The 24,739-nt window shown below is 67.5% G+C and carries 21 protein-coding genes, 1 tRNA gene and 1 pseudogene; 8 read left to right on the plus strand and 15 right to left on the minus strand.

Annotation, left to right across the window (positions count from 1 at the left end; translation table 11 throughout):
- Positions 1-78: 78 nt before the first annotated feature.
- Genes G4G29_RS17110 through G4G29_RS17125 form a run of 4 tightly spaced genes read right to left on the minus strand, consistent with a single transcriptional unit; the run spans position 79 to position 4,504 of the window.
- A complete protein-coding gene (locus G4G29_RS17110; RefSeq protein WP_183150943.1) occupies positions 79-975 on the minus strand; it encodes a galactose mutarotase in 897 nt (298 codons plus the stop codon).
- Positions 968-1,870, minus strand: coding sequence for an IclR family transcriptional regulator (locus G4G29_RS17115; protein WP_309491594.1), 903 nt, complete (start codon positions 1,868-1,870; stop codon positions 968-970). Before G4G29_RS17115 ends, G4G29_RS17110 begins: the two co-directional genes overlap by 8 nt.
- Entirely contained in the window at positions 1,755-2,585 is an 831-nt protein-coding gene (locus G4G29_RS17120; protein WP_183150945.1) for an NAD(P)-dependent oxidoreductase, read from the minus strand. The genes G4G29_RS17115 and G4G29_RS17120 overlap by 116 nt, the downstream gene beginning before the upstream one ends.
- On the minus strand, positions 2,582-4,504 hold the full coding sequence (locus tag G4G29_RS17125; protein ID WP_210274195.1) for a DUF6259 domain-containing protein: 1,923 nt from the start codon (positions 4,502-4,504) through the stop codon (positions 2,582-2,584). Before G4G29_RS17125 ends, G4G29_RS17120 begins: the two co-directional genes overlap by 4 nt.
- 263 nt (positions 4,505-4,767) lie before the next feature.
- On the opposite strand from G4G29_RS17125, the gene G4G29_RS17130 reads away from it, so the two are divergent.
- The 6 genes from G4G29_RS17130 (at position 4,768) to G4G29_RS17155 (ending at position 9,818) form a co-directional block, all read left to right on the plus strand.
- The gene (locus tag G4G29_RS17130; protein WP_210274196.1) at positions 4,768-5,946 is read left to right on the plus strand and encodes an enolase C-terminal domain-like protein; all 1,179 of its coding nucleotides are present in this window, start codon (positions 4,768-4,770) and stop codon (positions 5,944-5,946) included.
- 40 nt (positions 5,947-5,986) lie between these two features.
- The gene (locus G4G29_RS17135; RefSeq protein WP_183150947.1) at positions 5,987-7,300 is read left to right on the plus strand and encodes an extracellular solute-binding protein; all 1,314 of its coding nucleotides are present in this window, start codon (positions 5,987-5,989) and stop codon (positions 7,298-7,300) included.
- 80 nt (positions 7,301-7,380) lie between these two features.
- Positions 7,381-8,217 (plus strand): sugar ABC transporter permease, encoded by an 837-nt coding sequence (locus G4G29_RS17140; RefSeq protein ID WP_244632142.1) that lies wholly within the window; start codon positions 7,381-7,383, stop codon positions 8,215-8,217.
- Positions 8,214-9,032, plus strand: a complete 819-nt coding sequence (locus G4G29_RS17145; RefSeq protein WP_183150948.1) for a carbohydrate ABC transporter permease — start codon at positions 8,214-8,216, stop codon at positions 9,030-9,032. Before G4G29_RS17140 ends, G4G29_RS17145 begins: the two co-directional genes overlap by 4 nt.
- Positions 9,033-9,248: 216 nt before the next feature.
- A complete protein-coding gene (locus G4G29_RS17150) occupies positions 9,249-9,452 on the plus strand; it encodes a hypothetical protein (RefSeq protein ID WP_183150949.1) in 204 nt (67 codons plus the stop codon).
- Positions 9,453-9,635: 183 nt separating this feature from the next.
- Positions 9,636-9,818 (plus strand): hypothetical protein, encoded by a 183-nt coding sequence (locus tag G4G29_RS17155; RefSeq protein ID WP_183150950.1) that lies wholly within the window; start codon positions 9,636-9,638, stop codon positions 9,816-9,818.
- Between the two features lie 133 nt (positions 9,819-9,951).
- Here G4G29_RS17155 and G4G29_RS17160 read toward each other — a convergent pair.
- Positions 9,952-10,042 (minus strand) — tRNA-Ser (locus tag G4G29_RS17160).
- Positions 10,043-10,087: 45 nt separating this feature from the next.
- Entirely contained in the window at positions 10,088-11,134 is a 1,047-nt protein-coding gene (locus tag G4G29_RS17165) for a hypothetical protein (protein ID WP_183150951.1), read from the minus strand.
- A 131-nt stretch (positions 11,135-11,265) separates the two neighbouring features.
- Here G4G29_RS17165 and G4G29_RS17170 point away from each other — a divergent pair, with 131 nt between their 5' ends.
- A complete protein-coding gene (locus G4G29_RS17170; protein ID WP_309491595.1) occupies positions 11,266-12,042 on the plus strand; it encodes a hypothetical protein in 777 nt (258 codons plus the stop codon).
- 10 nt (positions 12,043-12,052) lie between these two features.
- Here G4G29_RS17170 and cydC read toward each other — a convergent pair.
- The 5 genes and pseudogenes from cydC to G4G29_RS17195 form a co-directional block, all read right to left on the minus strand.
- Positions 12,053-13,718, minus strand: a pseudogene (cydC, locus tag G4G29_RS17175) (thiol reductant ABC exporter subunit CydC).
- Entirely contained in the window at positions 13,715-15,370 is a 1,656-nt protein-coding gene (cydD, locus tag G4G29_RS17180; RefSeq protein ID WP_183150953.1) for a thiol reductant ABC exporter subunit CydD, read from the minus strand. The pseudogene cydC and the gene cydD overlap by 4 nt, the downstream one beginning before the upstream one ends.
- Positions 15,367-16,395, minus strand: coding sequence for a cytochrome d ubiquinol oxidase subunit II (cydB, locus tag G4G29_RS17185; RefSeq protein WP_183150954.1), 1,029 nt, complete (start codon positions 16,393-16,395; stop codon positions 15,367-15,369). Before cydB ends, cydD begins: the two co-directional genes overlap by 4 nt.
- Before the next feature lie 14 nt (positions 16,396-16,409).
- Positions 16,410-17,825 (minus strand): cytochrome ubiquinol oxidase subunit I, encoded by a 1,416-nt coding sequence (locus G4G29_RS17190; protein WP_183150955.1) that lies wholly within the window; start codon positions 17,823-17,825, stop codon positions 16,410-16,412.
- A complete protein-coding gene (locus tag G4G29_RS17195; protein ID WP_183150956.1) occupies positions 17,812-18,525 on the minus strand; it encodes a helix-turn-helix domain-containing protein in 714 nt (237 codons plus the stop codon). Before G4G29_RS17195 ends, G4G29_RS17190 begins: the two co-directional genes overlap by 14 nt.
- A 100-nt stretch (positions 18,526-18,625) precedes the next feature.
- On the opposite strand from G4G29_RS17195, the gene radA reads away from it, so the two are divergent.
- On the plus strand, positions 18,626-19,993 hold the full coding sequence (gene radA, locus G4G29_RS17200) for a DNA repair protein RadA (RefSeq protein WP_183150957.1): 1,368 nt from the start codon (positions 18,626-18,628) through the stop codon (positions 19,991-19,993).
- Between the two features lie 16 nt (positions 19,994-20,009).
- Here the strand turns inward: radA and G4G29_RS17205 are convergent, their stop codons facing one another.
- From G4G29_RS17205 to G4G29_RS17220, 4 genes are all read right to left on the minus strand, one after another.
- Positions 20,010-20,420: a dehydrogenase gene (locus G4G29_RS17205; protein ID WP_183150958.1), complete on the minus strand. Its 411-nt coding sequence runs from the start codon at positions 20,418-20,420 to the stop codon at positions 20,010-20,012.
- 338 nt (positions 20,421-20,758) lie between these two features.
- Entirely contained in the window at positions 20,759-21,274 is a 516-nt protein-coding gene (locus G4G29_RS17210) for a hypothetical protein (protein ID WP_244632144.1), read from the minus strand.
- A gap of 198 nt (positions 21,275-21,472) precedes the next feature.
- Positions 21,473-21,973 carry an amino-acid N-acetyltransferase gene (locus G4G29_RS17215; protein WP_183150959.1) on the minus strand — a complete coding sequence of 167 codons (501 nt, stop codon included), beginning with the start codon at positions 21,971-21,973 and terminating at the stop codon, positions 21,473-21,475.
- A gap of 127 nt (positions 21,974-22,100) precedes the next feature.
- Positions 22,101-24,632: an ATP-dependent Clp protease ATP-binding subunit gene (locus G4G29_RS17220; RefSeq protein ID WP_183150960.1), complete on the minus strand. Its 2,532-nt coding sequence runs from the start codon at positions 24,630-24,632 to the stop codon at positions 22,101-22,103.
- Positions 24,633-24,739: the final 107 nt, after the last annotated feature.

The following is a 24,739-nucleotide window of genomic DNA, read 5'->3' on the forward strand; positions in this document are numbered from 1 at the left end:
TGCACGTGCACCGGTGGAGCGGATGCCGCCGCGTCATCGGCTCGACGGTCCAGATACGTTCGCACGTGTATCAGTGCGTCACGCGCTCGCGATTCGAAGGAACCAGCTCGCACGGTTCGATTCGCCCGGCGCAAGTCTTTGGAGATCTTCGTGCGAGTTGAACGCGTCCGGCGGACAGGTCTGCGGTTCGATCGCGATGCCGCGGCGTGCAAGAGACGCGGACGGCACGTCAGCGGTGAACACCTGCAACCATCGGAAACCCTCGTCGACGCTGAGCTCGATGGTGAAGCCGTCTTGAGCAGTCACTCGAACCACCGCCAGCCCGTCATGTCGAGCCAGACGGCCGTATGCACGGCTGAAGCGCTCACCGCCGATGCGCCGAGGTGTGACGAAATCGCTGGTCGCGTCGGTCGGGCGCGGCGGCATCGGTCGCTTGGTGAGCGGATCGCTGTCAGAGCTGACGGATGCCTCGACGTGAAGCATCCACTCATCATTGACCCCGCCGCCCGCCATGAGGTAGGGGTGGAACCCCAGCCCGAAAGGGGCTGTGCCGCGGCCCATGTTCTTCCACTCCGACTCGCAGCAGATGCCCTTCTCGTCCAATCGATAGGTGACACGGAGGTGCATCTCGAAGGGGTACCCGGGCTTGTTCCCCAGAGTGATCTCGTGCGTCACGCTCGCGGCGTCGACGGCGACCCGCTGCCAGCTGGCGTCGAAGACGAACCCGTGCAGTGAATGCCCGAAAGCGGGCTCGTTGACCGGGACACGCTGCTCGAGATCGTCGTATCGGTAGCGCGAGTCGATGATGCGTCCGGGCCAGGGAGCGAGGACGGCCCCGTGATGTCCCTGCGTCCAGTCAAGTTCGGGCGGAGCACTGAGCAGCGGTCGTCCCTCGTGTTCCACGCTGCGCAGCGTGCATCCGTCCGACTCCACTCGTGCGCTCCACGCTCCGGCGGAGATACGCGTCTCAGCCATTGTCCGTGTCGTCGCGCCTCAGTCCCATCGCCACGCGCGTGATGGCGGCCGCGGTGCGCCTCGCCTCTTTTCCGAGCTCGTTGAGGCGATCGTGCATGCGATACCGCGGCCCGTACACCGAGACCGCGGCGAGCGGACCGCCGTTCTGGTCGAGGACGACGGCGGCGATCCGCTCCACATCGTCCGAGCGAGGAATCCAGACGAAACCTCGCGTGCGGGCGAGTTCATACTCTCGCGCCCACGTTTCGGGCGTGAGGCGAACCTCGGGATGCTCCACCGGCGCGCCGACGAGGTCGTCGATGATGCGGCGTTGCTCGCTCACCGACAGAGTGAACATCAGCGCGCGACCGGCGGCCGTGGCATACAGCGGCGCAGCGTTGCCGACGTGAGGGACCATCCTGAAGGGACTGGACGGGTCGTACTGATCGAGGCTCACCGTATAGTCCCCCTGGCGGACGGTGAGGATGACGGTCTCCCCGACCCGGTCCCGCAGTTCGGTGAGCAACGGACGTGCGAGATCGCTGAGGTTGTACTGACGCCGAAAGCCCTTGGCCAAACCGAGGACTCGACCAGTGAGAGCGACCTTCCTGTCCTCCCGACGAAGAAGATAGCCGGTCTCCACCAGAGTCGCGACCAGTCTCGACACAGTACTCTTTTGAATTCCGGTCAACTCCGCAAGTTCGGTGACGCCCATTCCGTGCGGGGTCTCTGCCACGGCCTCGAGCAGTTCCAGCCCCCTGACGAGTGCGCGATGTCGGTTGTCCTCACTGGTCACGGTGTCAATGCCCCCTGAGTCTCGCAACATCCGCGCGCATGCCGGAGAGTGCGGGCCGATCGTCGAGCCCCCCGACTTCGGCGATCGCCGTGGCGAATGGCGATGCGATCGCGAATGCATCCGATCGTGGCACGAATCCGAGTTCCTCGGCCGCTTTGGTCATGCTGAGTCTGCCGAATCTGTTCGCGCTCGTCGCGTTGTAGATGTCGAACCCCTGTCGGTCGGAGGTGATCAGCAGGCCCAGCATGTCGACGAAGTCGTCGGGAGCCAGATAGTCGCGCAGCATCCATCCGGCATCGGGTGCCGCGAGCTTCGCGGGATCCTGGAACGCGCCGATACGCAGCGCGACGAACGAACGGAGATCCTCCGCGCTCACGGCGAAGGCGCCGAGGGCCTCTCCGAAGCACTTCGTGACGCCGTACAGATCGTCCGGCTGCACCGGATCCGACTCGCGGATTTGCCCGTCGGTGTAGCCGGTGACGGTGTGGACGGAGGACGCGTAGATGACGCGGGGAACCTTCGCAGCGACGGCGGCGGCGACGACGTTGTACGTGCCGACGATGTTCGCGGGCAGCAGGTCTTCCCACAGGGTGGACGGGCTGCGCTGACCTGCGAGATGGAGCACGGTGTCGATACCGTCCATGACCCCGCGGAGGTTCGAGATGTCCGCGAGGTCGACCTCGACGACGCTGCCCAGCGCCCGCTGCTCGGCGTCGAGAGTGCCGGGCAGGTCGAGCAGGGTGAACTCGTACTCGTCTGCGGTGGCGCGCACGAACGCCGTGGCGATGCTGCCGGCCGCGCCGGTCACCAGCACCCGGTGCCGGTCGGGCGTCACCGGCTGCTCCCCGCGAGCACGGCCACAACGCTGTGTGCCGCCACATCTGCCGACACGTTCCACCGCTCGTCCGTGCAGTTCCAGTAGACATCGAGCACGTCACCATCGAGTGCATACCGGACGTGGGTGATCGGGCCGAAATCGACGAGCGAGAACGCGCCGCGGAAGAACAGGTCGCGGTGGCGCTCGCGGATGGCGATGAGTTGCGCCACGTGCGCGGCGTATTCCGGCATGTCTCGGACGTCACGTCGCGAGCGGTGCAGGGCGACGTCGAAGATGAGGTTGTATGTGAGCGCGTAGTTGAGATGATCCCGCCATCCCGTGCGCTGGTCGTGCACCAGCCTGTTGCTGACGACGGGTTCGGGGTACACCGTGCGGAAGAGTGCCGGGAAGGCCTCCGGTCCGTCGGTGAAGGCGAAGCCCCATCCGTGGTGATAATTCAGCAGGGAGATCATGCCGTCGGCCATGCCCTCCGATCCCAGCGTCTTGGCATCCGCGGCCTCGCGCAGCCCCGCCAGGGTGCGGGCGCGCTGAAGCGACTCCACGCCGACGCGCGTGCCGTGATCGTGCGATGCGTCATAACAGGGCCAAGCTGCCAGGTGATAGGCGGTCTGATCGAAGAAGATGTCGTCGGCGCCGAGGGCTGCCTGAGCGCTCGCGACCTCGGCCATCCGGTTGCGCCACCGGGGTGCGCCGTGGCAGGCGATGAGGAAGGAGCCGGGTGCGAAATGGCGCAGTGTCTGAGATTCGCGGGCGAACGCGTAACCGACGACATAGTCGAGTCCGGCGGCGTCCTTCTTGGTCACCTCGGCACCGTGTTGCGCCGCGAAGTCACTGGTGCGGTCGATGAGGTTTCCATTCGCGTAGAGGGATATGAAGCCGCCCCTGCTGCGGATCTCGGCGATCGCGCGTCGCAGTCCTTCTGCGCCGCCGAGCGCGTCATCCGGTTCGTATTCCGGGTACCCGCGGTCGAAGCCTTCCTTCCACCAGCCGAAGAGCAGGATGCCATCGAGTCCGACCTCGCGGCCGGCCTCGAAGACCTCGAGCAGATCTTCGTAGCGGTAGAGGATCTGTCCGAATTGGTGCTTCATGATGATGCGCTGCCACCCCTGCATCGGTTTCGTGGAGGGATGGGGCCCGGTGTACCAGGTGTCCGCCCAGCTGCGGTAGCGCGCCGCGCTCGCGGCCCAGTCGTCGTCGACGGCGAGGATGACGGGCGGGAGAGTCCCGATGGATCGACCGAGCGGTGCCACCGTCGTCAACCACAGTTCGCCCTCTTCGCCGCGTGGCGGCACGCCCGTGCTCAGCAGTGCGCTGCTGAAGTCCGGGTCGTGGCGTCCCATGTAGAGGAAACCCTCATCGAGTTCCACGCCGTGCCAGGGCATCGTCATGTCGCCGGGGTATGCCACGGCTTCCCACACCCCTGCGCCGTCGTCGACCATGTACTCGGTATGGGCCCGGTAGAGGGTGGTGCGGGGGTTCTCGATCCGGCGACCGAGCCCGTGCGCGCGATAGACGACTTCGTCGTCGGAAGCTGTCGCGGCATCGAGTTCAACGACGGGAAGGGCGACCTCTCGCACGATGCTGCCGTCGTGCGACTCGAGGGAGGCGGTGAACTCGAAGGCACCGTCCGCTGTTCGGATCTCGACGGAGAACGAGACGTCGAGGACGATGCCGTCGGTCGATGTCAGACGGTCATAGCCGAGGGTGACCCCCTCTGCATCGCGCGTCACCGTCGGCATCTGGTCTTCGGAGTGGACCGTCAGTTCGCGGTGGTCCCCCTTGACCGCCGTCAGCGTCCAGAGCCGTCCGCGGGGACTCGTGAGCCGGCGGGAGCCGACCTGGATCGATGCACGGGCATCGGTCACAGTGAGGGTGAGTGGGCCGGCTGACACATCGTGTCGCTTCATCGCGTGCATGCCGTGGATACTAAGGACGGCTGCGCCCTATCGGCAACCTTGTTCCTGATATGGCATGTCCGAACGGGACATTGCCGTATCCGGAACGTCTTTGCCGTAAATGAATCTGTTGCCTAGCGTGGCGGCACACGTCGAGGAAGGACGCGGACATGGACGTTCAGCATCACGCTCCGATGCGGTCGCGAATAGCGCCCGGGTACACGCAGAGCGATGCGATGCCGCCGGTGCCCTGGCACGATCCCTCCGGCGTTCGGATCACCCGGGTGTCCGCGACGATCACGGCGCCGGACGGCGTGAACCTCGTCATCGTCCGTGTCGACACCGGGGAGCCCGGTTTGATCGGCTGGGGGTGCGCCACGTTCACGCAGCGGGCGTTCGCGGTGGCCGAGATCGTCAACACCTATCTCGATCCGTTGCTGCGCGGCCGCGACATCTCCGACATCTCCGACATCTGGCAGACCACGACGCTCGACGCATACTGGCGTGGGGGTCCTGATCTCGGCAGTGCTCTGGCTGGTGTGGACGAGGGACTCTGGGATCTCGCAGGAAAGCGACTCGGCGTGCCCACCTGGCATCTGCTCGGCGGACGCGTCCGCACGGCAGTCGAGACCTACACGCATGCCTCCGGGCGCGACTTCCAGGAGCTGGCGGATCAGGTCTCGGCCTGTCGCGATGCGGGGTATCGACACGTGCGATGCCAGATGACCGTCCCCGGCCAGTCCACCTACGGCGCGGCTCAGGCCGATCGTGCGCACTCCACCTGGGATCCCGAGGCGTACATGCGCCTTGTGCCGAACATGTTCGCGCAGCTGCGTGAGCGATTCGGCGACGAGCTCGAGATCATCCACGACGTTCATGAACGCGTCGATCCTCACCAGGCGGTACGCCTCCTCCGCGCCGTCGAGGAGTACCGGCCGTTCTTCATGGAGGATCCGGTCGCGCCCGAAGACGTGGACTGGCTGCCTCGTCTTCGCGCCCATGTCTCCACGCCGATCGCACTGGGAGAATTGCTCAGCGACATGCAGACATTCGTGCGCATCGTCACCGAGCGCCAGGTCGACTTCGTCCGTTGCCACATCTCGGCGATCGGCGGTCTCACCCCCGCGCGCAAACTCGCGACACTGGCAGAGCTGATGGGTGTGCGGACGGCCTGGCACGGTCCGCGTGACGTGTCGCCCATCGGGCACGCCGTGGCGCTGGCGCTCGACCTTTCCTCGGGTGCTTTCGGCATCCACGAGCACTTCGAGTTCTCACCCCAGACGATGGAGATCTTCCCCGGAACACCGACGACGTCCGACGGGATGATCGCTGCCAACACCGCGCCAGGACTGGGAGTGGAGTTCGACGAGGACGTCGCGCGAAAGCACCCACCCGTGTCGGCATCCACCAACTGGCACTACAGCCGCGTGCGCCGCCGCGACGGCTCATCGCAGCGTCCCTGAAACACCCACACTGACCCCTGCAAGAAGAAAGTAGGAAGCAATGAAGCGTCCTCTCGTCACCCTGGCCGTCGTTTCCGTCGCCGCTCTCGCCCTGACGGGCTGCGGCACCGGAGGGACGGTGAACACCTCGTCGTCGTCGGACCCGATCTCCACGGACATCACCGACGAAGAGGTGGTGCTCAAAGTCGCCTACGCCAGCGACCCACCCATCACTCCACTCACCGAGGGTTTCACGAAGCTGCACCCGAATGTGACTTTCGACCTGGTGCAGACTCCGTTCGCCGACTATCAGACCAGCCTGAAGCTCTCTCTGAGCGGCGACGACACCCCTGACATCGTCCAATACAGCCCGGGGCCCATGCGATCGATCGTGCCGGCGGGGCTCGTCGAGAAGCTCGACGAGTACGCCGAGGCGTATGGCTGGGCCGACACGGTCTCACCATCCCTGTTGGGGATGCTGACGTCGAATGAGGATGCGACGCAATACGGAACGGGCGATCTGTATGCCGTGCCGGGCGCTATCCAGATGATCGGCGTCTTCTACAACAAGTCGCTCACGGAGGCCGCGGGCGTCGACGGTGCGCCGGAGACGCTGGCCGAATTCGAGAATGATCTCGATGCGGTCAAGGGATCCGGCGTCACGCCGATCGCGATGCCCGCACTCGGGATCGGCGGATTCCAGCTCTGGGGCGCGCTGTCGAACGTGCTCGCCGATCCAGCCGTCTTCAACGAGTGGGTGTACGGAAACGACGGCGCCACGCTCCTCGAAGACCCGGGCTTCGTGGATGCGGCGGCGACGATCACCGAGTGGTCGAATGCCGGATACTTCCCGAACGGCGCCGCGGCCGTCGCCGACGCCGACGCGATCGCTTCGTTCAGCGCGGGAGACCAGGCGTACTTCGTGACCGGCAACTGGAACACCCAGCTGTTCCAGGAGGCTCTCGGTGACGACCTCGGATTCTTCTTGATGCCGGGCGAGACGGAGGACGCGCCGGCAGTGGCCACGGGGTCGGGCTTTCCGTACTCGATCTCCGCGAAGTCGCAGAACAAGGATGTCGCAGCGGCGTTCCTCGACTACGTCGTCAGCCAGGAGGCGGCGGGCGGCATCTATGAAAGCGGCTTCATCCCGGTCACCCCGGATGGTGCGATCACGTCGGACGACGTACGGGGCCAGCTGCAGTCGGACTACGAGACCGTGGTCGCAGACGACGGCATCGCGCCGTTCGCGAACTGGGCGACGAGCTCGATGATCGATGTGCTCACCAGCGGAGCCCAAGGTCTGATCTCGGCTGATGTCACCCCCGAGGCGTTCGTCGAATCGCTGCAGGCCGACTGGGAGTCGAACCGACCGTGACGATCACGCAGACGCGGGGTGGGCGTGCCGACGCAGTGCGCCCACCCCGCAGGCGCCGCTGGCGCGGCGCACGCGCCTACTTGTACGTTCTGCCTGCAGCGCTCGTGTACGTCGGGTTCTCGCTGTGGCCCGCACTGAATACGGTGTACTACTCGCTATTGGAATGGGACGGGCTGAACCCCGGGACATGGGTCGGACTCGAGAACTACATCAGCGTCTTCACCGATGAGGCGTTGCTCTCCTCCATCCAGCACAGCCTCGTGCTGATCCTGTTCTTCGCTGTCCTGCCCATCATGATCGGCTTGCTGCTGTGCGGTCTCCTGATGGGCAAGGGAACGCGGGGGATGACGGCCTTCCGCATCATCTACTTCCTGCCGCAGGTCGTCCCGCTCGTCGCCGTCGGTGTGACATGGCGCTGGATCTATTCCGACACCGGCATCGTGAACACCATGCTCCGCAGCGTCGGCCTGGGGTTCCTGGCGCAGCCGTGGCTGGCTCAGCAGTCGACGGCGTTGATCGCCATCGGACTCATCGGCACGTGGTGCATGACAGGACTGTGCATGATCCTCTTCATCAGCGGTGCGCAGAAGATCGATTCTTCCCTCTACGAAGCGGCCGCGATGGATGGTGCCGGGGCCGTACGGCGCTTCGTTTCGGTGACGCTGCCGGGGCTTCGGGGGGAGATCTCGATCGCGGCGGTGATCACCACGATCGCCGCGCTCGCGAGCTTCGACCTCGTCTACGTCACGACGGGCGGCGGCCCCGTGAACGCCACGACCATCCCGGGGCTCCTCGTCTACCGGCTCGCCTTCAGCTACAACGACGTCGGCACCGCGGCATCCCTCGCGATCGTCCTCACGATCCTGATCCTCCTTTTCGTTGCACTGATCCGCCGCCTCACCCGGGAGAAAGCATGAAGTCCTCCGCACTCACCCTCACCGCCCGCCATCTCGTGCTGGTGATCTTCGCGGTGGCGTTCCTCATCCCGTTCGTCGGCATCGTGCTGGCCGCCGTGCAGTCCGGACAGGTGAACGGATTCGCGCTTCCCGAGGCATGGGAGTGGGGCAATTTCGCCCGTGCCTGGGAAGAGGGGCACTTCAGCGATCTGATGGTCTCCAGCCTCATCATCGTGTCACTCGTGGTGCCGACGGCGATCGTGCTCTCCGTGCTCGCCGGCTACGGCCTGGCCGTGATCCGCCCGAAGGGGAACACCGTCATCACGAGCGCGTTCGTCGTCGGGCTGACGCTGCCCACGGAGTTGGTGGTGATCGCGCTGTACTACCAGCTGGGTTCGCTCGGGCTGACGAACAACTACATCGGCATCGCCCTGGCTGAGGTTGCGCTCTTCCTGCCGTTCGGGGTGTTCTGGATGAGCACCCACTTCTCGGGCATACCGCGGGAACTGGTCGAATCGGGCCGGATCGACGGCGCGAGGGACTTCCGGGTGTTGTGGTCGTTGCTCATGCCCATCTCGTGGCCCGCGGTCACCACTCTGGCGGTGCTGCTCTTCGTCTGGGCATGGAACCAGTTCCTCATCGTTCTCGTGCTGATGCAGAGCCCGACCAAGCGCACGGCCACGGCAGGGCTGGGATTCTTCGTCGGAGAGTTCAGCACCGACGTGCCGCTGCTCGCGGCGGCATCCCTCATCGTCATCACGCCGGTCATCGTGGTGTATCTGATCTTCCAGCGCAGCTTCGTGAACGGGATCACGCAGGGCGCTGTGAAGGGGTAGTGCGGAGCGCCTGATCGACCGCGCACGGCGAGGTCAGAGGTGTGAACTCGCCGTGCACCGGATCTGGCCCGGCCCAACCGGAAGGGTGTCGACGGGTCCTAGCGCGCCAGAGGCGGAGTGGGCTGCCATGCTGGTGGTATGACGTCCAGGGCGGGTCTGTGATCAACTGTCGTTCATCCGCACCGTATTGAATAGGCATCGGAAAGAGGCAACCCCATGCGATCTTGGCTGCTCTTCATAGGAAGCGTCGTCGCGGCCCTGATCCTCCTCGCGCTGCTTGCGACCGGCTTTCCGTCAGCATCACCGATCATCTTCCTCATCGGTACTCCGATTGTCGTCGTCGGTGCAGGCTTGGGAGCCAAGTTCGTCCAACGGAGGATCGCTGCGCGCCGTCAGAAGCACGTCGGCGGGCACGCCTGATCGCTGATACACGGGGACTCGGATTCCGGGCCCCCTTTTCTGTGCCTGATCGAAGGCCGTCGGGGAAGTGTAGCCCTGGGGCTACAAGCCGACGGAGGCCTGGGTCGACCACCGGGCCGCCAGGCACGATGGTCGCGGAACCCTCTGGCGACGAACCGTCGCCAGCCCGAAAAGGAGACGACAATGCCCCGCACGCTCGCACAACGCCTGACGGTGTCGCTGCCGCTTGTCGGCGTCGCTCTCCTGCTGGCCTCGATGCTTCTCCCGGTTCAGTTTGCGGTCGCCGCGTGGGGCCTTGCGATGATCGCATTCCTCACGGCCCTTGCCTGCGCCCTGACGGCTCAGCTGCGGCGGCGAACGGACTGAATCGACTCACTCGAGCGAGTCGCCATCGCGCCGAGAATCAGACTTGGTGACCGGCGCGCTACCGCGCCTGCACCGCAAGCACGACGAAGGCCCCGCATCCCGGTCGTTAAGACGGGAGTCGGGGCCTTCGTGGTGGCGGTGACGGTGGGATTTGAACCCACGGTAGGGGGTTACCCTACACAACTTTTCGAGAGTTGCACCTTCGGCCGCTCGGACACGTCACCGCGGAACAGCTTACGCGACGAGCGGCGAGCGCGCGAATCGAACGGTCACCAGGCGGAGGCGACCTCGGCGTGGGTGCGGAGGATGCTCTCGGTCGAGCCGGCGGGCGCTCGTCCGATGCCGCACTCGGTCGCGACACCGAACGCGGTCGTGAACGGGGCCGCGGCGGCGATGCGGCGCTGTGCTCCTTCAGGGCCGTCTTCCCGGTGGACGAGTCCCAGGTACAGCTCGTCGACCGGGGCGAGGTCGGCGAGCGGGGCGAAGTACCCCTCGTCGTCGCGCTCGATCGGCACCGGCAGGTGCAGCCAGGTGAGCGGGCGGCCCGAGGCGGCCATGACCGCGTTCGCGTAACGCACGAGGTTCGCGGCATCCGTCGGTTCGAAGAAGTGCTTCTCCCCCGCGTCGCCGTAGCAGAGGTGCACTCCGACCTCGACGTCGCCCGGCACGGCGTCGACCAGGGCGGCCAGGCGCGACACGAGACCGTCGAACGGGTCGCCCGGCCACCACGCCTCCATGACGGCGCCGTATCCGGCCGCGCGTTCGATGATGCCCATCTCGCTCGCGACGTCCCACTGCACGGCGAGGTCGTCATGCGGGACGGCGGCAAGGATAGCGTCGAGCTCGCGCAGGATCGCCGCCGTGTAGCCGGGCTCGATCGCGGCACGGTCGTCGCCGCGGAAGAAGGAGGAGATCACGGCGAGGGGTGTCGGCAGCGACACCTGGAACCGCACGTCAGCGGGAACCGCACCCTCGGCACGGAGGCGCGTGAACACGGCGTACGACTCGATCGCTGCGGATGCATAGCCGAGCGAGGGCAGCTGGATGCTCGCCGCCTCCACGCCCTCGCCGATGCGCAGGCCGCGCGCGTCGATGCCCGCCGGGAACGGGATGGGCTCCGCACCGACGCGCTCGATACCCTCTGCCCGGCCGATCACGTCGGGCTGGAACATGATCCAGTGGAACCGCTTGCCCACTTCTCCGTCGGGGATGCGACGGAGCCGGTCGCCCAGCATCTTCGCGGCCGTGCGGATCGTGGTCTCGGCGTCGTCGTAGTTCACGCTGCCCACGAGGAGGGCACCCTGCGGCTGAGTCATACCCTCAGAATATCGGCGTGGACCGCGACGTTTTCCCCGGTCGCTGCTCCGACACGACCCTGCACCACGGGTTAGGATTGCCTAAGAACCCGCCGCCTGTGGGGGCAGCGATGACGGGAAGGATGCGCAGCGTGGGATTCATCACGTCGGAGGCCCTGGCCGAGACCGGATACGTGGTCCTCGACGATCACTCCACCCCGGTCGACCCCGCCGAATGGAGCGACCTCGAATACGTCGGGTGGCGTTCGTCCGGCATCACGCGCTTCGCCCCGCTCACCAGCTATGCGGGCGACGTCGACTGCAACGGCTTCTGGAATCACACGCCACCGCGCACCGACAAGGGCGGCGTGTGGGTCGACTCCCAGGTCGCCATCGCCCCCTCCCTCCAACGCCTCGCACAGGAACCCGGAGCCGGCGTCGGACGCTGCCGGGTGATCGAGCTGCAGCCCAACGAGTACGCCGACGCGATCTACAACCTGCACCAGGACGACAACAACCGCCTCAACGAAGAGGGCACCGGCTGGGTGGTCCGCGCGTTCTTCAACCTCTCCGACGATGACGAGTCGATGCTGATCCTGCGCTCCGACCGCTTCGACCCGGCGACCGAGATCCGACTGTCGCTGCACGCGGGCTCCCGCATCGTCGTCGACACGCAACGCTTCTGGCACGCGGTCTGGCACCGGGGCGCCGCGCCGCGCTACGCGCTCATCACGTCATGGACCAGCGGACCGGAGCTCGACGCGTACATCGCCGCGAACCACGGCGACCCGCACCCGCCGACGATCGACCTCGACGCGCCGTTCGTCGACGCGGCACAGGTCGAGATGCACCGCCGGATCGAGGAGCGCCGCCGGGCGTTCGAGGCCCAGGGCATCGTGATGGAGCCGCCCGTCGACATGAGCGTCTGACCCCTCGCGCTCAGACCGTGCGACCGCGCTCGATCCGCACCACGCGGTCGACCGTGCCCGCCGGCGGAGGCACGTGCGAGATCAGCAGCACCGACTGGCCACCCGTCGCCTCGAGCAGGTCGCGCAACAGGGCGTCGGAGGCGTCGGGGTCGACTCCGGCGGTCGGCTCATCGAGCACCAGCACCGGGAACCCGCGCAAGAGCCCCCGCGCGAGCGAGATCCGCTGTGCCTGGCCGCCCGAGACCAGGGCACCACGATCGCCGACCCGTGCATCGAGGCCGCCGCGCTCGCGGACCCACTCCCCCAGCCCGACGCGGTCGAGCACCTCGAGCAGTTCGTCGTCGGTCGCACTGTCACGTGCGAACAGCAGGTTCTGGCGGATGTCCTCGTCGAACAGCTGAGGGTGCTGTTCACACAGGCCGATCACGCGACGCAGCGCCGCGCCGGAGAGGTCTGCGGCGTCGCGCCCGTCGATGCGGTACTCGCCCTCCACGCGCAGGAAGCCGACGAGCGCTGCCGCCAGCGAGCTCTTGCCGGCCCCGCTGGGCCCCGCCACCAGCACCCGCTCGCCCGGATCGAGGTCGAGGTCGACACCCTTCAGCGCAGGAGCACCGCCCGGCCAGTTCGCCCGCACATCGCGCAACCGCAGCGCGGGAGCTTGCGCGAACTCGACCTCCTCCCCCGCGTCGGTCCGCAGTTCGACCGGCATCCGCTCAGGGAGCACGTCGACGATGCGCTCCGCGCTCGAACGCACGCTGCGCCACGAGGCTGCGGCGATCGGAACCGCCCCGAAGATCTCGAACACCACCATCGGCACGAGCACGGCGACCGCGAGCCACGGACCATCGATCGTGCCGTCGGCGAGCCCGGGCGCGGCGGCGGCGAGCGCCCACACCGACGCGGCACCAGCGACCGCCGACACCACGCCCGCGGCGACGGCCTGCGCGAGGGATGCGCGATCGACCACCCGGCGCAGCGCGGCGTCGGCGTCGGCGATGCGGGCACGGCCCTGCTCCTCCACGCCGTAGGCGAGGAGGACATCGAGGCTGCCGAAGTAGTCGACCAGCGCGGCGGAGAGCTCCGCCCTCCGTGCGGACACCATCGACTCCGCCTTCGATCCGAAGAGCCAGCCCAGCCCGATCGCCGCCGCCGCCGCGATGAGCAGGCAGACCGCGAGAGTGAGCGCGGCAGCGGGCGAGACGAATGCCAGGAATCCCACGGCCCCGACCGCGACGAGCGGCGACGCCGAGGGGTTGGACCACGCGCAGCGGCAGATTCTGCAGGTTCTCGACATCGTCGACCAGGGCCGCGAGCACCTGACCACGGTCGGTCGACCCCAGGCCGGCCGGCGAGAGCGGGATCAGCCGCCGCACCATGTCGGCACGGGTCGAAGCGAGCTGACGCAACGCGGCGTCGTGTCCGCTCAGGCGCTCCAGATATCGGGTGACGGCGCGGGTCACCGCGAAGAAGCGCACCCCGACCACGGCGATAGACAGCGGCACGAGCGAGTCGACGATCGAGGCGCTCACGATCAGCCAGCCGCTCACCGCGAGCAGACTCACGGCGGCGGCGGCCGAGAGCAGCCCCCACACCTGGGCCGGGAGGAAGCGTCCCGTCGGCGGTTGTGCGAGGCGGAGGACACCCCGGATGCGCTGCGTCCGCGCCTCCCCGCTCATGCGCTCACCCCCAGCGCCACGACCCGGTCGGCGATGTCCCGCGCAGACCGACGGTGCGAGACGAGCAGCACCGTGGCCCCGGCATCCGCCCTCTCCCGCAGCGAGCGCCACAGCCGCTCCTCGGTCGCAGGGTCGAGAGCACTCGAGGGTTCGTCCAGCACGAGCACGCCTCCGCGTCCGGCGGCCTCCCGGTACAGGGCCCTGGCCACGGCCACGCGCTGCGCCTGCCCTCCGGAGAGCCCCGCGCCCTGCACGCCGAGCACGAGTCCGGGGTCGATGCCCTCGGCACAGGCGGCGTCGAGGGCGGCACGGACGTCGGCGGCATCGGGGTCGTCATCCCCCAGCGCGACGTTCTCCGCCACGGTGCCCCGCAGGAGTCCGGGACTCTGACCCGCCCACGCGAGCCACGCCGACGGCGCGAGTCGCCGCACATCGAGTCCGGCGTAGGCGGCCGTCCCCTCGAAGTCGCTCGCACCCCGCAGCGCCGCGAGCAGACTGGACTTGCCCGACCCGCTCGGCCCCTCGATCAGGGTGACCGTGCCCGGTTCGGCCGTGAACGAGACGGGCGGCAGGTCTCGCACCCGGAGCCCCTCGACCACGAGCACCCCGCCCGGCACCACCTGTCGGGCGGTGTCGCGGATACCGGATGATTCCGCGGCGATCCGTCCGGTGTTCCCGTCCGACATCCGTCCGGCGTCTCCCCGCGCATGCTCGGCGTCGAGCACCTCGAACACGTCCTCAGTCGCGGCGACGCCCTCTGCGGCCGCGTGGAACTGCACGCCCACCTGGCGGATGGGCAGGAACGCCTCAGGGGCGAGCAGCAGCACGAACAACCCGACCTCGAGCGTCAGGTCGCCCGAAAGCAGCCGGAACCCGACCGACACCGCGATCAGCGCCACGGCGATCGAAGCCAGCAGCTCCATCGCGAATCCGGACAGGAACGAGAACCGCAGCACCTTCATGGTCTCGCGGCGGTACTCGTCGGCGGTGACCTCGATGCGGTCGGCCGCTCGCCGGTCGCGGCCGAAGAGCCGCAGAGTCGAGAGTCCCTGCACGGTGTCGGCGAACCGGGCCGCGAGGCGCTGCAGCGTCTGCCACTGTCGCGCCTGCACCGTCCGCGTCGCCATGCCGATCAGGATCAGGAACAACGGGATCAGGGGCAGCGTGATCACCGCGGTGAGTCCGCTCGGCCAGTCCTGCCACCACATCACCGCGACCAGCACAGGCGTCGCGATGACGGTCAGCACCAGCTGCGGGATGTAGCGGGCGAAGTACGCATCCAGCGCCTCCAGGCCGTGGCCGGCGGTGACCGCGAGCGCCGTCTGGTTCCGCTGCGCCAGCCACCCCGGCCCGAGCCGACCGACCGCCGCGACGAGCGCCGCCCTGAGCTGCATCCCTGTCTTCGCCGCCGCACGCGTGCCCGCCGCATCCGACGCCGCGATCAAGAGTCCCCTCGACAGGGCCGCCAGCAACAGCCAGAGGAGCGACCCCGAGACGTCGCGTCCGGCGATGGCACCCGTGATCGCGTCGGTCAGCAGCCACGCGAACGCGATCGTGACGGCCGTCTGCACGACGCCGATCGACGCGGATGCCGCGAGGAACCCCCTCGCGGCACCCGCGTACTTCAGCAGTCTCGGATCGACGGGTTTCACGCGTGCGCCGGAGCCCCCTCGATGGAGGTCCGGGTGACGCGCTTGCGGAAGACCCAGTAGGTCCAGGCCTGGTACGCGATCACGAGCGGCATCGCGATCAGGGCGGTCCAACTCATGATCTGCAGCGTATACGGGGTGCTGGAGGCGTTCGCGATCGTGAGGCTGTACGCGGGGTCGATCGTCGACGGCATCACGTACGGGAAGAGCGCGGAGAACAGCATCACGACCGCGAACATCACCGTGAGGATGCCGGCGAAGAACGCCCAGCCGTCGAAGCCACGCACCGAGAGCACGATCGCGGCGATCAGCGACACCGCGGCCACGGCGCCGGCGCCGACGACGAGCCACAGCAGCGGCGCCTCACGTCCGGCCGCGATCATGATCGTCCACAGGACGGTCGCCGCCGCGACGATCACGGTCGGGATGGCGGCGCGGGCCGCGAGCTTGCGAGCGTCCTCGTGCACCTGCCCATCGGTCTTGAGCGCCACGAACAGCACGCCGTGCAGGAAGAACAGCAGCAGCGTGGTGACCCCCACGAGCAGCGCGTACGGGTTCAGCAGCGAGAAGAAGCCGCCGACGTAGATGTGGTTCTCGTCGATCGCGACGCCCTGCACGATGTTGCCGAACGCGACACCCCACAGCAGCGCCGGCACGACCGAGCCGAGCACGATCATGCGGTCGAAGCCCTGCTTCCACTTGCGGCCCTCGCGCTGGTGACGGTACTCGAACGAGACGCCGCGCAGGATCAGTGCCAGCAGGATGAGCAGGAGCGGCAGGTAGAAGCCGCTGAACAGCGTCGCGTACCACTCGGGGAACGACGCGAACAGCACAGCTCCCGCCACGATCACCCAGGTCTCGTTGAGGTCCCAGACCGGGCCGATCGTGTTGATGACCTGACGCCGCGAGACGTCGTCCTTGCCCAGGAACGGCAACGACATGCCGACCCCGAAGTCGAACCCGTCGAGCACGAAGTACCCCACGAAGAAGAAGGCGACGATGAAGAACCAGAGCGTTGCGAGATCCATGATGCTCCTCCTTCTCAGTAGACGACCGACGGCAGCTGGGCCGTCTCGTCGTGCGGCTGTTCTTCGGTGTCAGGGCCCTTCTGCGCGGCCCGGATGATGAGCCGGATCTCGACGACGGCGAGCGCGGCGTAGATGGCCGTGAAGGCGATGAGGGAGATCAGCACCTCGAGTCCGGAGACGCCGGGCGAGACGCCGTCCTGCGTAGTCATGAGACCGAACACGATCCACGGCTGCCTGCCCATCTCGGTGAACACCCAGCCCATGATGTTGGCGGCGAGCGCGAGCGGGAACGACCAGATCGCGAGCTTCCACATCCACGGAGCCGGGGGCTTCTTGGCGCCCTTGCGGGTGAGCCAGAGGCCGGCGACCGCGACGAGAGCGGCGGCGATGCCGAGACCGATCATCCAACGGAACGCCCAGTAGGTGATCCACAGGATCGGTGCGAAGTCCGTCAGTCCGGTCGACGCGTAGGTCTGCGCGTACTCGGCGTTCAGGTCGTTGATGCCGTGCACGCAGGCGTCGAGGGTGTGCGTCGACAGCAGCGAGAGCAGATACGGCACACGTATCGAGAACAGCTCGGAACTGCCGTCGGGGGTGCCGAGCGTGAAGATGCTGAACGAGGCGTCCGGCCCGCAGACCGTGTTGAAGGTCGCCTCGGCCGCCGCCATCTTCATCGGCTGTGCCGCGTACATCGCGAGACCCAACTGGTCGCCGGTGAGCACGACACCCGCGGTCGAGACGATCATGGCCCACAGCCCGAACTTGAGCGAGATGCGCATGGTGTCGAAGTGCTGGCCGCGCGAGAGGTGCCAGGCCGAGACGGAGATCACGACACCGGCGGCGAACATCAGAGCACCGAAGATCGTGTGCGGGAACGCGGCGAGTGCGACCGGGTTGGTCAGCAGCGCCCAGAAGTCGGTGAGCTCGGCCCTGTTGGTCTCGGGGTTGAACGTGTACCCGACCGGGTTCTGCATGAACGCGTTGGCCGCGATGATGAAGTACGCCGACAGGATGCTGCCGATCGACACGCACCAGATCGTGGCGAGGTGCAGCTTCTGTGGGAGTTTGTCCCACCCGAAGATCCACAGACCGATGAAGGTCGCCTCGAAGAAGAAGGCCAGGAGTCCTTCGAATGCCAGCGGGGCGCCGAACACGTCGCCGACGAAGCGGGAGTAGTCGGACCAGTTCATGCCGAACTGGAACTCCTGCACGATGCCGGTGACCACGCCCATCGCGAAGTTGATGAGGAAGATCTTGCCGAAGAAGCGGGTGAGGTGGAGGTACTGGACCTTGCCGGTGCGCACCCACGCGGTCTGGAAGATCGCGGCGATCAGGGCCATGCCGATCGTGAGCGGTACGAACAGGTAGTGGTAGACGGTCGTGAGCCCGAACTGCCATCGGGCGAGCGCGAGCGGATCAAGCCATTCCATGCACGATTCCTGTTCTGTGAGACTGCGTCGTCCGATGACGCAGCTGCTCGGTGTGGGCGTTCAGCCGGGCGGAGGTGTCGCGCAGCTGCACGGTGCAGTCGGAGGGGAGCACGGCTTCCTGCACGCGCTCGGCAGCGAGCGGCCCGCCGGCCTCGTTCAGCACGCTCTGCATCAGGCCGAGGTGCACCTGGCACAGCATCGGCCGGTTCTCGGGCAGCCCTGCCGCGTGGGGGCACGGGCTGAGGTCGACCGTGAGCCGATCGCCGTCGACGATGGGCTCGAAGCCGCTCTCTTCGAGGTGCTCGACCAGGGCATCGAGCTGATACGTGGCCTCGCGTCCCAGGCCGGAGGCTGCACCGGGGTGGATGCTCCGCAGCAGGTCTCCGCGACGGGCGGCGGCCTTGGCCTTGTCACGAGCGACCGGGCTCGAGGCGCCGGGGTCTCCGGTGGCGGCGCTGTATAGCGTGCGGGGACGCCCCCTGGTGGTGCGGTGCTCGATCGTCGGGATCACGTATCCGCCCTCGATCAGCCGCTGCAGGTGCTCGCGCACCGTGTTGGCGTGCAGGCCGGTGGCCTCGCACAGATCGCCGATCGAGAGTTGACCGCCCGAATGCGTCTGACCCGCTTCGAAGAGCAGGTGCAGGATGCGCACCCGGGAGTAGCTCGAGATCGGCCCGCAGACGGACCCGCCGTTGGACATGACACCAGTATCGCGCGGGGTCGGCGGTTTGCGGAGGACGCGGGCCGTGAATAATCACCTGGTCGATAGGGATGTCCGATCCCGGCGATAGCCTGGGGGCATGGCCACCCGGAAACCAGCTCCCCCTGCGTATGTGTGCACGGAATGCGGGTGGACGACCGCCAAATGGGTGGGGCGCTGCGGCGAATGCCAGCAGTGGGGAACGGTGCAGGAGCAGGCGGCACAGACCGGAATCCTCCGTCGGGTCGGACCCGTCGCCCCGAGCGCCGACCGCACTGCCCGACCCATCACGCAGATCACCACGCAGGACGCTCCTCGACGCAGCAGCGGCGTCGGCGAGTTCGACCGCGTACTCGGCGGCGGCATCGTGCCGGGTGCCGCGATCCTGCTCAGCGGCGAACCGGGCGTCGGCAAGTCGACCCTGCTGCTCGAGGTCGCCGCTCAGGCCGCGCGCGGTGGACGACGCGTGCTCTACGCGAGCGCCGAGGAGTCGCCGGGCCAGGTGCGTCTGCGCGCGGAACGGACGGGCGCGCTGCACGACGAGCTGTATCTCGCAAGCGAGACCGATCTGGCGACCATCCTCGGCCACATCGACGAGGTGAAGCCGCAGCTCGTGATCGTCGACTCGGTGCAGACCGTGTCGTCATCGCTGATCGACGGGGCGGCGGGGCAGCCGAGCCAGGTGCGTGAAGTCGCGGCGACGCTGATCCGCATCGCGAAGGACCGCGACCTGCCCATCATCATCGTCGGCCACGTCACGAAAGACGGGCAGGTCGCGGGTCCGCGGGTGCTCGAGCACCTCGTCGACGTCGTGTGTCATTTCGAGGGCGACCGGCAGACGTCGCTCCGCTTCATCCGCGCCCTCAAGAACCGTTTCGGTCCGACCGACGAGGTCGGCTGCTTCGAGATGACCGGCGACGGCATCGCCGAGGTGCCCGATCCGTCGGGTCTCTTCCTGTCGCAAGGTGCGACAGAACCGGGGACGTGCGTGGCGATCTCCCTCGAGGGCCGTCGCGCCCTCCCCGTCGAGGTGCAGGCGCTCACGGTTCCGAGCAATGCGCCGAACCCGCGCCGCATCGTGCACGGCCTCGACTCGTCGCGCGTGGCCATGGTGCTCGCGATCCTCGAACGTCGTGCCGGCGTGCCCACCGGCAGCCTCGACGTCTACGTGTCGACGGTCGGGGGCGTGCGCTTCACCGAACCTGCGGCCGATCTGGCGATCGCGATCGCCGTGGCCGGTTCGATCCAGCAGATCTCGGTGCCGCGCACAGTCGCGGCGGTGGGTGAGCTGAGTCTCGCGGGAGAGATCCGACCGGTGACCCAGGCGGCCCAACGGCGCTCCGAAGCGGCCAGACTCGGCTACGAACAGGTCGTCGACGATCGGTCGAAGACGCTTCGCGCCGCCCTCAGCGACGTCCGCGCGCGCAACACCTCGCGCCGTTCCGATCGCGACATCCCGCCGTTCTGATCGGAACCCCCGCTCCTCAGGCGTCGAGGGCCTTCAGCAGCTCGGCGGGCTCGGCCTGCATCGGGTGCGGGCCGGCGATGTCGAGGAAGACCGTGGTGATCGGGTGCGCGGCGAGGAACTTCCGCAGCCAGTCGGCGGTGAAGATGCCGACACCGGGTGGGAGGTTGGCGGGCTTGTTGTTCGCATCGCTGAACAGCAGCAACGCCAGGTCGCCGGTGTTCGGGTCGCGGTAGGTCCATACCTCGCCGCTGTCGAGCGGGTTGTCGCGGGCGCCCGGCTTGATCAGCGGGACGACGGTGGTGCCGTTGCGGAGCGCGAGGGCGACGGCCGCGACGTCCTGCTTCTCGAGGGCCTGCGCCAGGGCTTCCGACCGGAAGTCCTCGGGTGCGGGCTTCTTCTTCGAGGTCTTCGCCTTCTTCGCTGCCATGTCTCCAGCTTATTCACGGCGCCTGGGGCTCGCGCGAAATCCGGCCGCGGATACGATTGGGGCCCTCTCGAGTCCTCCATTGGGGACTGGGGTACTCGAGAGGGCCCTCGGACTCTCGAGCGGCGATGTCGAAGCGCTGGGGACGCTGTAGTTCGACGCCACTGGGGATGGCTTGTGCCGCATGATGCGGAGAGTCATCTCAATGGTATCCCAAAGAACGTCGACTGTCAGCATCAGACGCCCCTGCGAGCCGACCTCGGCTCATTCCGTGTGCGAAGAGCCGCAGCGCGACGGAATTCGAAGCCTGCCGACGGCGATCGCTTCGAACTCGGGGGCAGCTAGTACAGCAGGATCTGCGCGGTCGTGAGGCTCGTGAATCCGCCGATCGAGACCTCGACGTGGTACGACGCGCCCCCACCGGGCGCGCGCTGTCGGTTCTCCTGCGCGCAGGTCTCGACGCTGGATCGCGTACGGTCCCAGGTGACCGGGTCCTTGCTGGTGACCGTCGTCCCCGCCGCGAGCGTCGCGACCATGCTGCTCGGGTTCTCCTGGCAGTCGGTCGAGCGCCACCAGACGTCGGAGCCACTGGACACGGTGAACACCTGCGTCGTCGAACCGACGTCGATGGTGCAGTCCTTCGTCCCCTTGTTGGTGAGCGAGATCGACAGCTTCGGCATGACCCCTGCGGCATAGGTCTCGGCGTCGGTGACGGCCGTGACTTCGACGTCCTTCGCCTCGCACGCCACGATCGCCGGCGTCTCCTCGGCGGAGGGACCGGGCGAGGGGAGGCGGCATCGGTGGTCGGTGTCGTCGAGGGCGACGCCGAGGGTGAGGCGGACGGCTTCGAGTCGCATCGGCGGCCGCCCACGGCCGGGCGATCAGGAGCCATGCCCCGACGCCGACGACAGCCAGGAGCAGGACGAGCCCGAACACGACGACCAGACGCCGTCGACGGTAGACGGCGGCGGAGCGACGGGGCATGCCTCCAGGCTAAGCGATGCGGCGCGTGCACCCTGGGAGCACGACGGGCAGTCGTGGTCTGCGCGGGGCGCTCAGAGCACCTTGAGCATGCGGGTGTTGCCGAGCGTGTTCGGCTTGACGTGGGCGAGGTCGAGGAACTCCTCGACACCGGCGTCTCCGCTGCGCAACAGCTGGGAGTACACATCGGGGTCGACGACCTGCTCGCCGATGGGCGTGAAGCCGCGACGGGCGAAGAAGTCGACCTCGAACGTGAGGCAGAACAGGCGCGAGAGACCGAGGCTCCTGGCCGTCTCCTCCAGGCGGTCGACGATCGCTCGACCGACGCCGTGGTGCAGCCAGTCATCGCGGACCAGCAGCGTGCGCACCTCGCCCAGGTCTTCCCAGATCACGTGCAGTGCGCCGCATCCGATCAGCACCCCGTCGGCCTCCGCGACGACGAACTCCTGCACCGCCCCGTAGAGCACCGCCAGATCCTTGCCGAGCAGGATGCGCTGCTCCACGAGGGGCTGCAGCAGGTTGCGGATGTCGATGATGTCGGCGCTGCGCGCCGGACGGACGGTGTACTCGCTCACGGGACAAGCCTAGAACCCGCGGCTGAGCGCACCCCTCAGCGGCGAGCCGCTCTGCGAGATCCCGGGCGGCGGACACGGGAAAGGGGCGGATGCCTCAGCATCCGCCCCTTCCGTGATTCAGGCCGGCTCACTCCCCGCTGGCGACCGCCAGGTCGGGAGTGCCGGCGATCGCGCCGCCACCGGTGTTGACGCCGACCGCGACCTTCTCGCCGCGGGGGCCGTGCTCGAACAGGAACTGCCCGTCCTTCGCATCGACCTTGACGTGGTCGCCCGGGTTGAGCTCGCCGTGCAGGATCTTCTCGGACAGACGGTCCTCGACCTCGTGCTGCATCGCGCGACGCAGCGGTCGGGCGCCGAGCGCCGGGTCGAAGCCGATCTCGATGAGACGCTCCTTGGCCGCCTGCGACAGCTCGATCGTCATGTCGCGGTCGAGCAGGCGATCGCCGAGACGCTTGGTGAACAGATCCACGATCTGCACCAGCTCCTCCTTCGACAGCTGCGGGAACACGATGATGTCGTCGACGCGGTTCAGGAACTCGGGCTTGAAGTTGCGCTTCAGCTCCTCGTTGACCTTGCCCTTCATCCGCTCGTAGGTGGTGGAGTTGCTGCCCTCGATCTGGAAGCCCACAGGTCCACCGGCGATGTCACGCGCACCGAGGTTGGTGGTCATGATGATCACGGTGTTCTTGAAGTCGATCACGCGACCCTGACCGTCGGTGAGGCGACCCTCTTCGAGGATCTGCAGCAGCGAGTTGAAGATGTCGGGGTGAGCCTTCTCGATCTCGTCGAAGAGCACCACGCTGAACGGCTTGCGCCGCACCTTCTCGGTGAGCTGGCCACCCTCTTCGAATCCGACGAACCCGGGAGGGGCGCCGAACAGACGCGAGACGGTGTGCTTCTCACCGAACTCGCTCATGTCGAGCGAGATCAGTGCGGCTTCGTCGTCGAACAGGAACTCCGCGAGAGCCTTGGCCAGCTCGGTCTTTCCGACACCCGTGGGGCCGGCGAAGATGAACGAGCCCGACGGGCGCTTCGGGTCCTTGAGACCGGCGCGCTGGCGACGGATCGTCTTCGAGAGCGCCGCGATGGCCTCTTCCTGACCGATGACCCGCTGGTGCAGGGCCTTCTCCATGAAGACGAGTCGGCTGGACTCCTCTTCCGTCAGCTTGAAGACGGGGATGCCGGTGGCCTGTGCGAGCACCTCGGCGATCAGGCCCTCGTCGACGACCGCGGAGGTCGCGACGTCGCCCGCACGCCACTGCTTCTCGAGACGCAGGCGCTCGGCGAGGAGGCTCTTCTCCTCGTCGCGGAGGGATGCGGCCTTCTCGAAGTCCTGCTCCTCGGAGGCGATCTCCTTCTGCTCGCGCACGGCGGCGATCTTCTCGTCGAACTCCCGCAGCTCGGGCGGGCTCGACAGGATCGACAGACGCAGGCGTGCGCCGGCCTCGTCGATCAGGTCGATGGCCTTGTCGGGGAGGAACCGGTCGGAGACGTAGCGATCGGCGAGGTTCGCCGCGGCCACGATGGCACCATCGGTGATCTGCACCTTGTGGTGCGCCTCGTACCGGTCGCGCAGGCCCTTGAGGATGTTGATCGCGTGGGGCAGCGTCGGCTCGTTGACCTGCACCGGCTGGAAACGGCGCTCGAGCGCTGCATCCTTCTCGAAGTGCTTGCGGTACTCGTCGAGCGTGGTCGCGCCGATCGTCTGCAGCTCACCACGGGCGAGGAGCGGCTTCAGGATGCTGGCCGCATCGATCGCGCCCTCGGCGGCACCCGCACCCACGAGGGTGTGGATCTCGTCGATGAAGACGATGATGTCGCCACGTGTGCGGATCTCCTTGGTGACCTTCTTCAGGCGCTCCTCGAAGTCACCGCGGTAGCGGGAACCGGCGATGAGCGAGCCGAGGTCGAGCGAGTAGAGCTGCTTGTCCTTCAGCGTCTCGGGCACGTCGCCCTTGACGATCGCCTGGGCGAGGCCCTCGACGACGGCGGTCTTGCCGACGCCGGGCTCCCCGATCAGGACCGGGTTGTTCTTGGAGCGACGGGAGAGGATCTGCATGACCCGCTCCGCTTCCTTCTCGCGCCCGATGACCGGGTCGAGCTTGTTGTCGCGCGCCGCCTGCGTGAGGTTGCGTCCGAACTGGTCGAGCACGGCAGACCCGCCCTGGGCGCTGGACTGCGTGTCGTTGGTCTGCGCGCCGACGGATGCCGGCTCGCGGCCGGGGGCGCCGGAGAGCAACTGGATGACCTGCTGACGGACCTTGTTGAGGTCGGCGCCGAGCTTGACGAGCACCTGAGCGGCGACGCCCTCGCCCTCACGGATGAGTCCGAGGAGGATGTGCTCGGTTCCGATGTAGTTGTGGCCGAGCTGCAGGGCCTCGCGGAGGCTCAGCTCGAGCACCTTCTTGGCGCGCGGCGTGAACGGGATGTGGCCGGTCGGCTGCTGCTGACCCTGGCCGATGATGTCCTGCACCTGCTCGCGCACGGCGTCGAGGGAGATGCCGAGGCTCTCGAGGGCCTTGGCGGCGACGCCTTCACCCTCGTGGATGAGACCGAGCAGGATGTGCTCGGTTCCGATGTAGTTGTGGTTGAGCATCTTCGCCTCTTCTTGGGCGAGGACGACCACTCGACGGGCTCGGTCCGTGAATCTCTCGAACATGCTGTGACTCCTTATTCGCACGTGTTGTTCGACACTGGCGAAGACGCGTGAAGCGCTTGTACATCGAGAGTAACCACCACATCGGGCCGGTATGCCCGTGTTCGCCG

Source organism: Microbacterium sp. Se63.02b (assembly GCF_014171575.1).
In the GTDB taxonomy this organism is placed as follows: domain Bacteria; phylum Actinomycetota; class Actinomycetes; order Actinomycetales; family Microbacteriaceae; genus Microbacterium.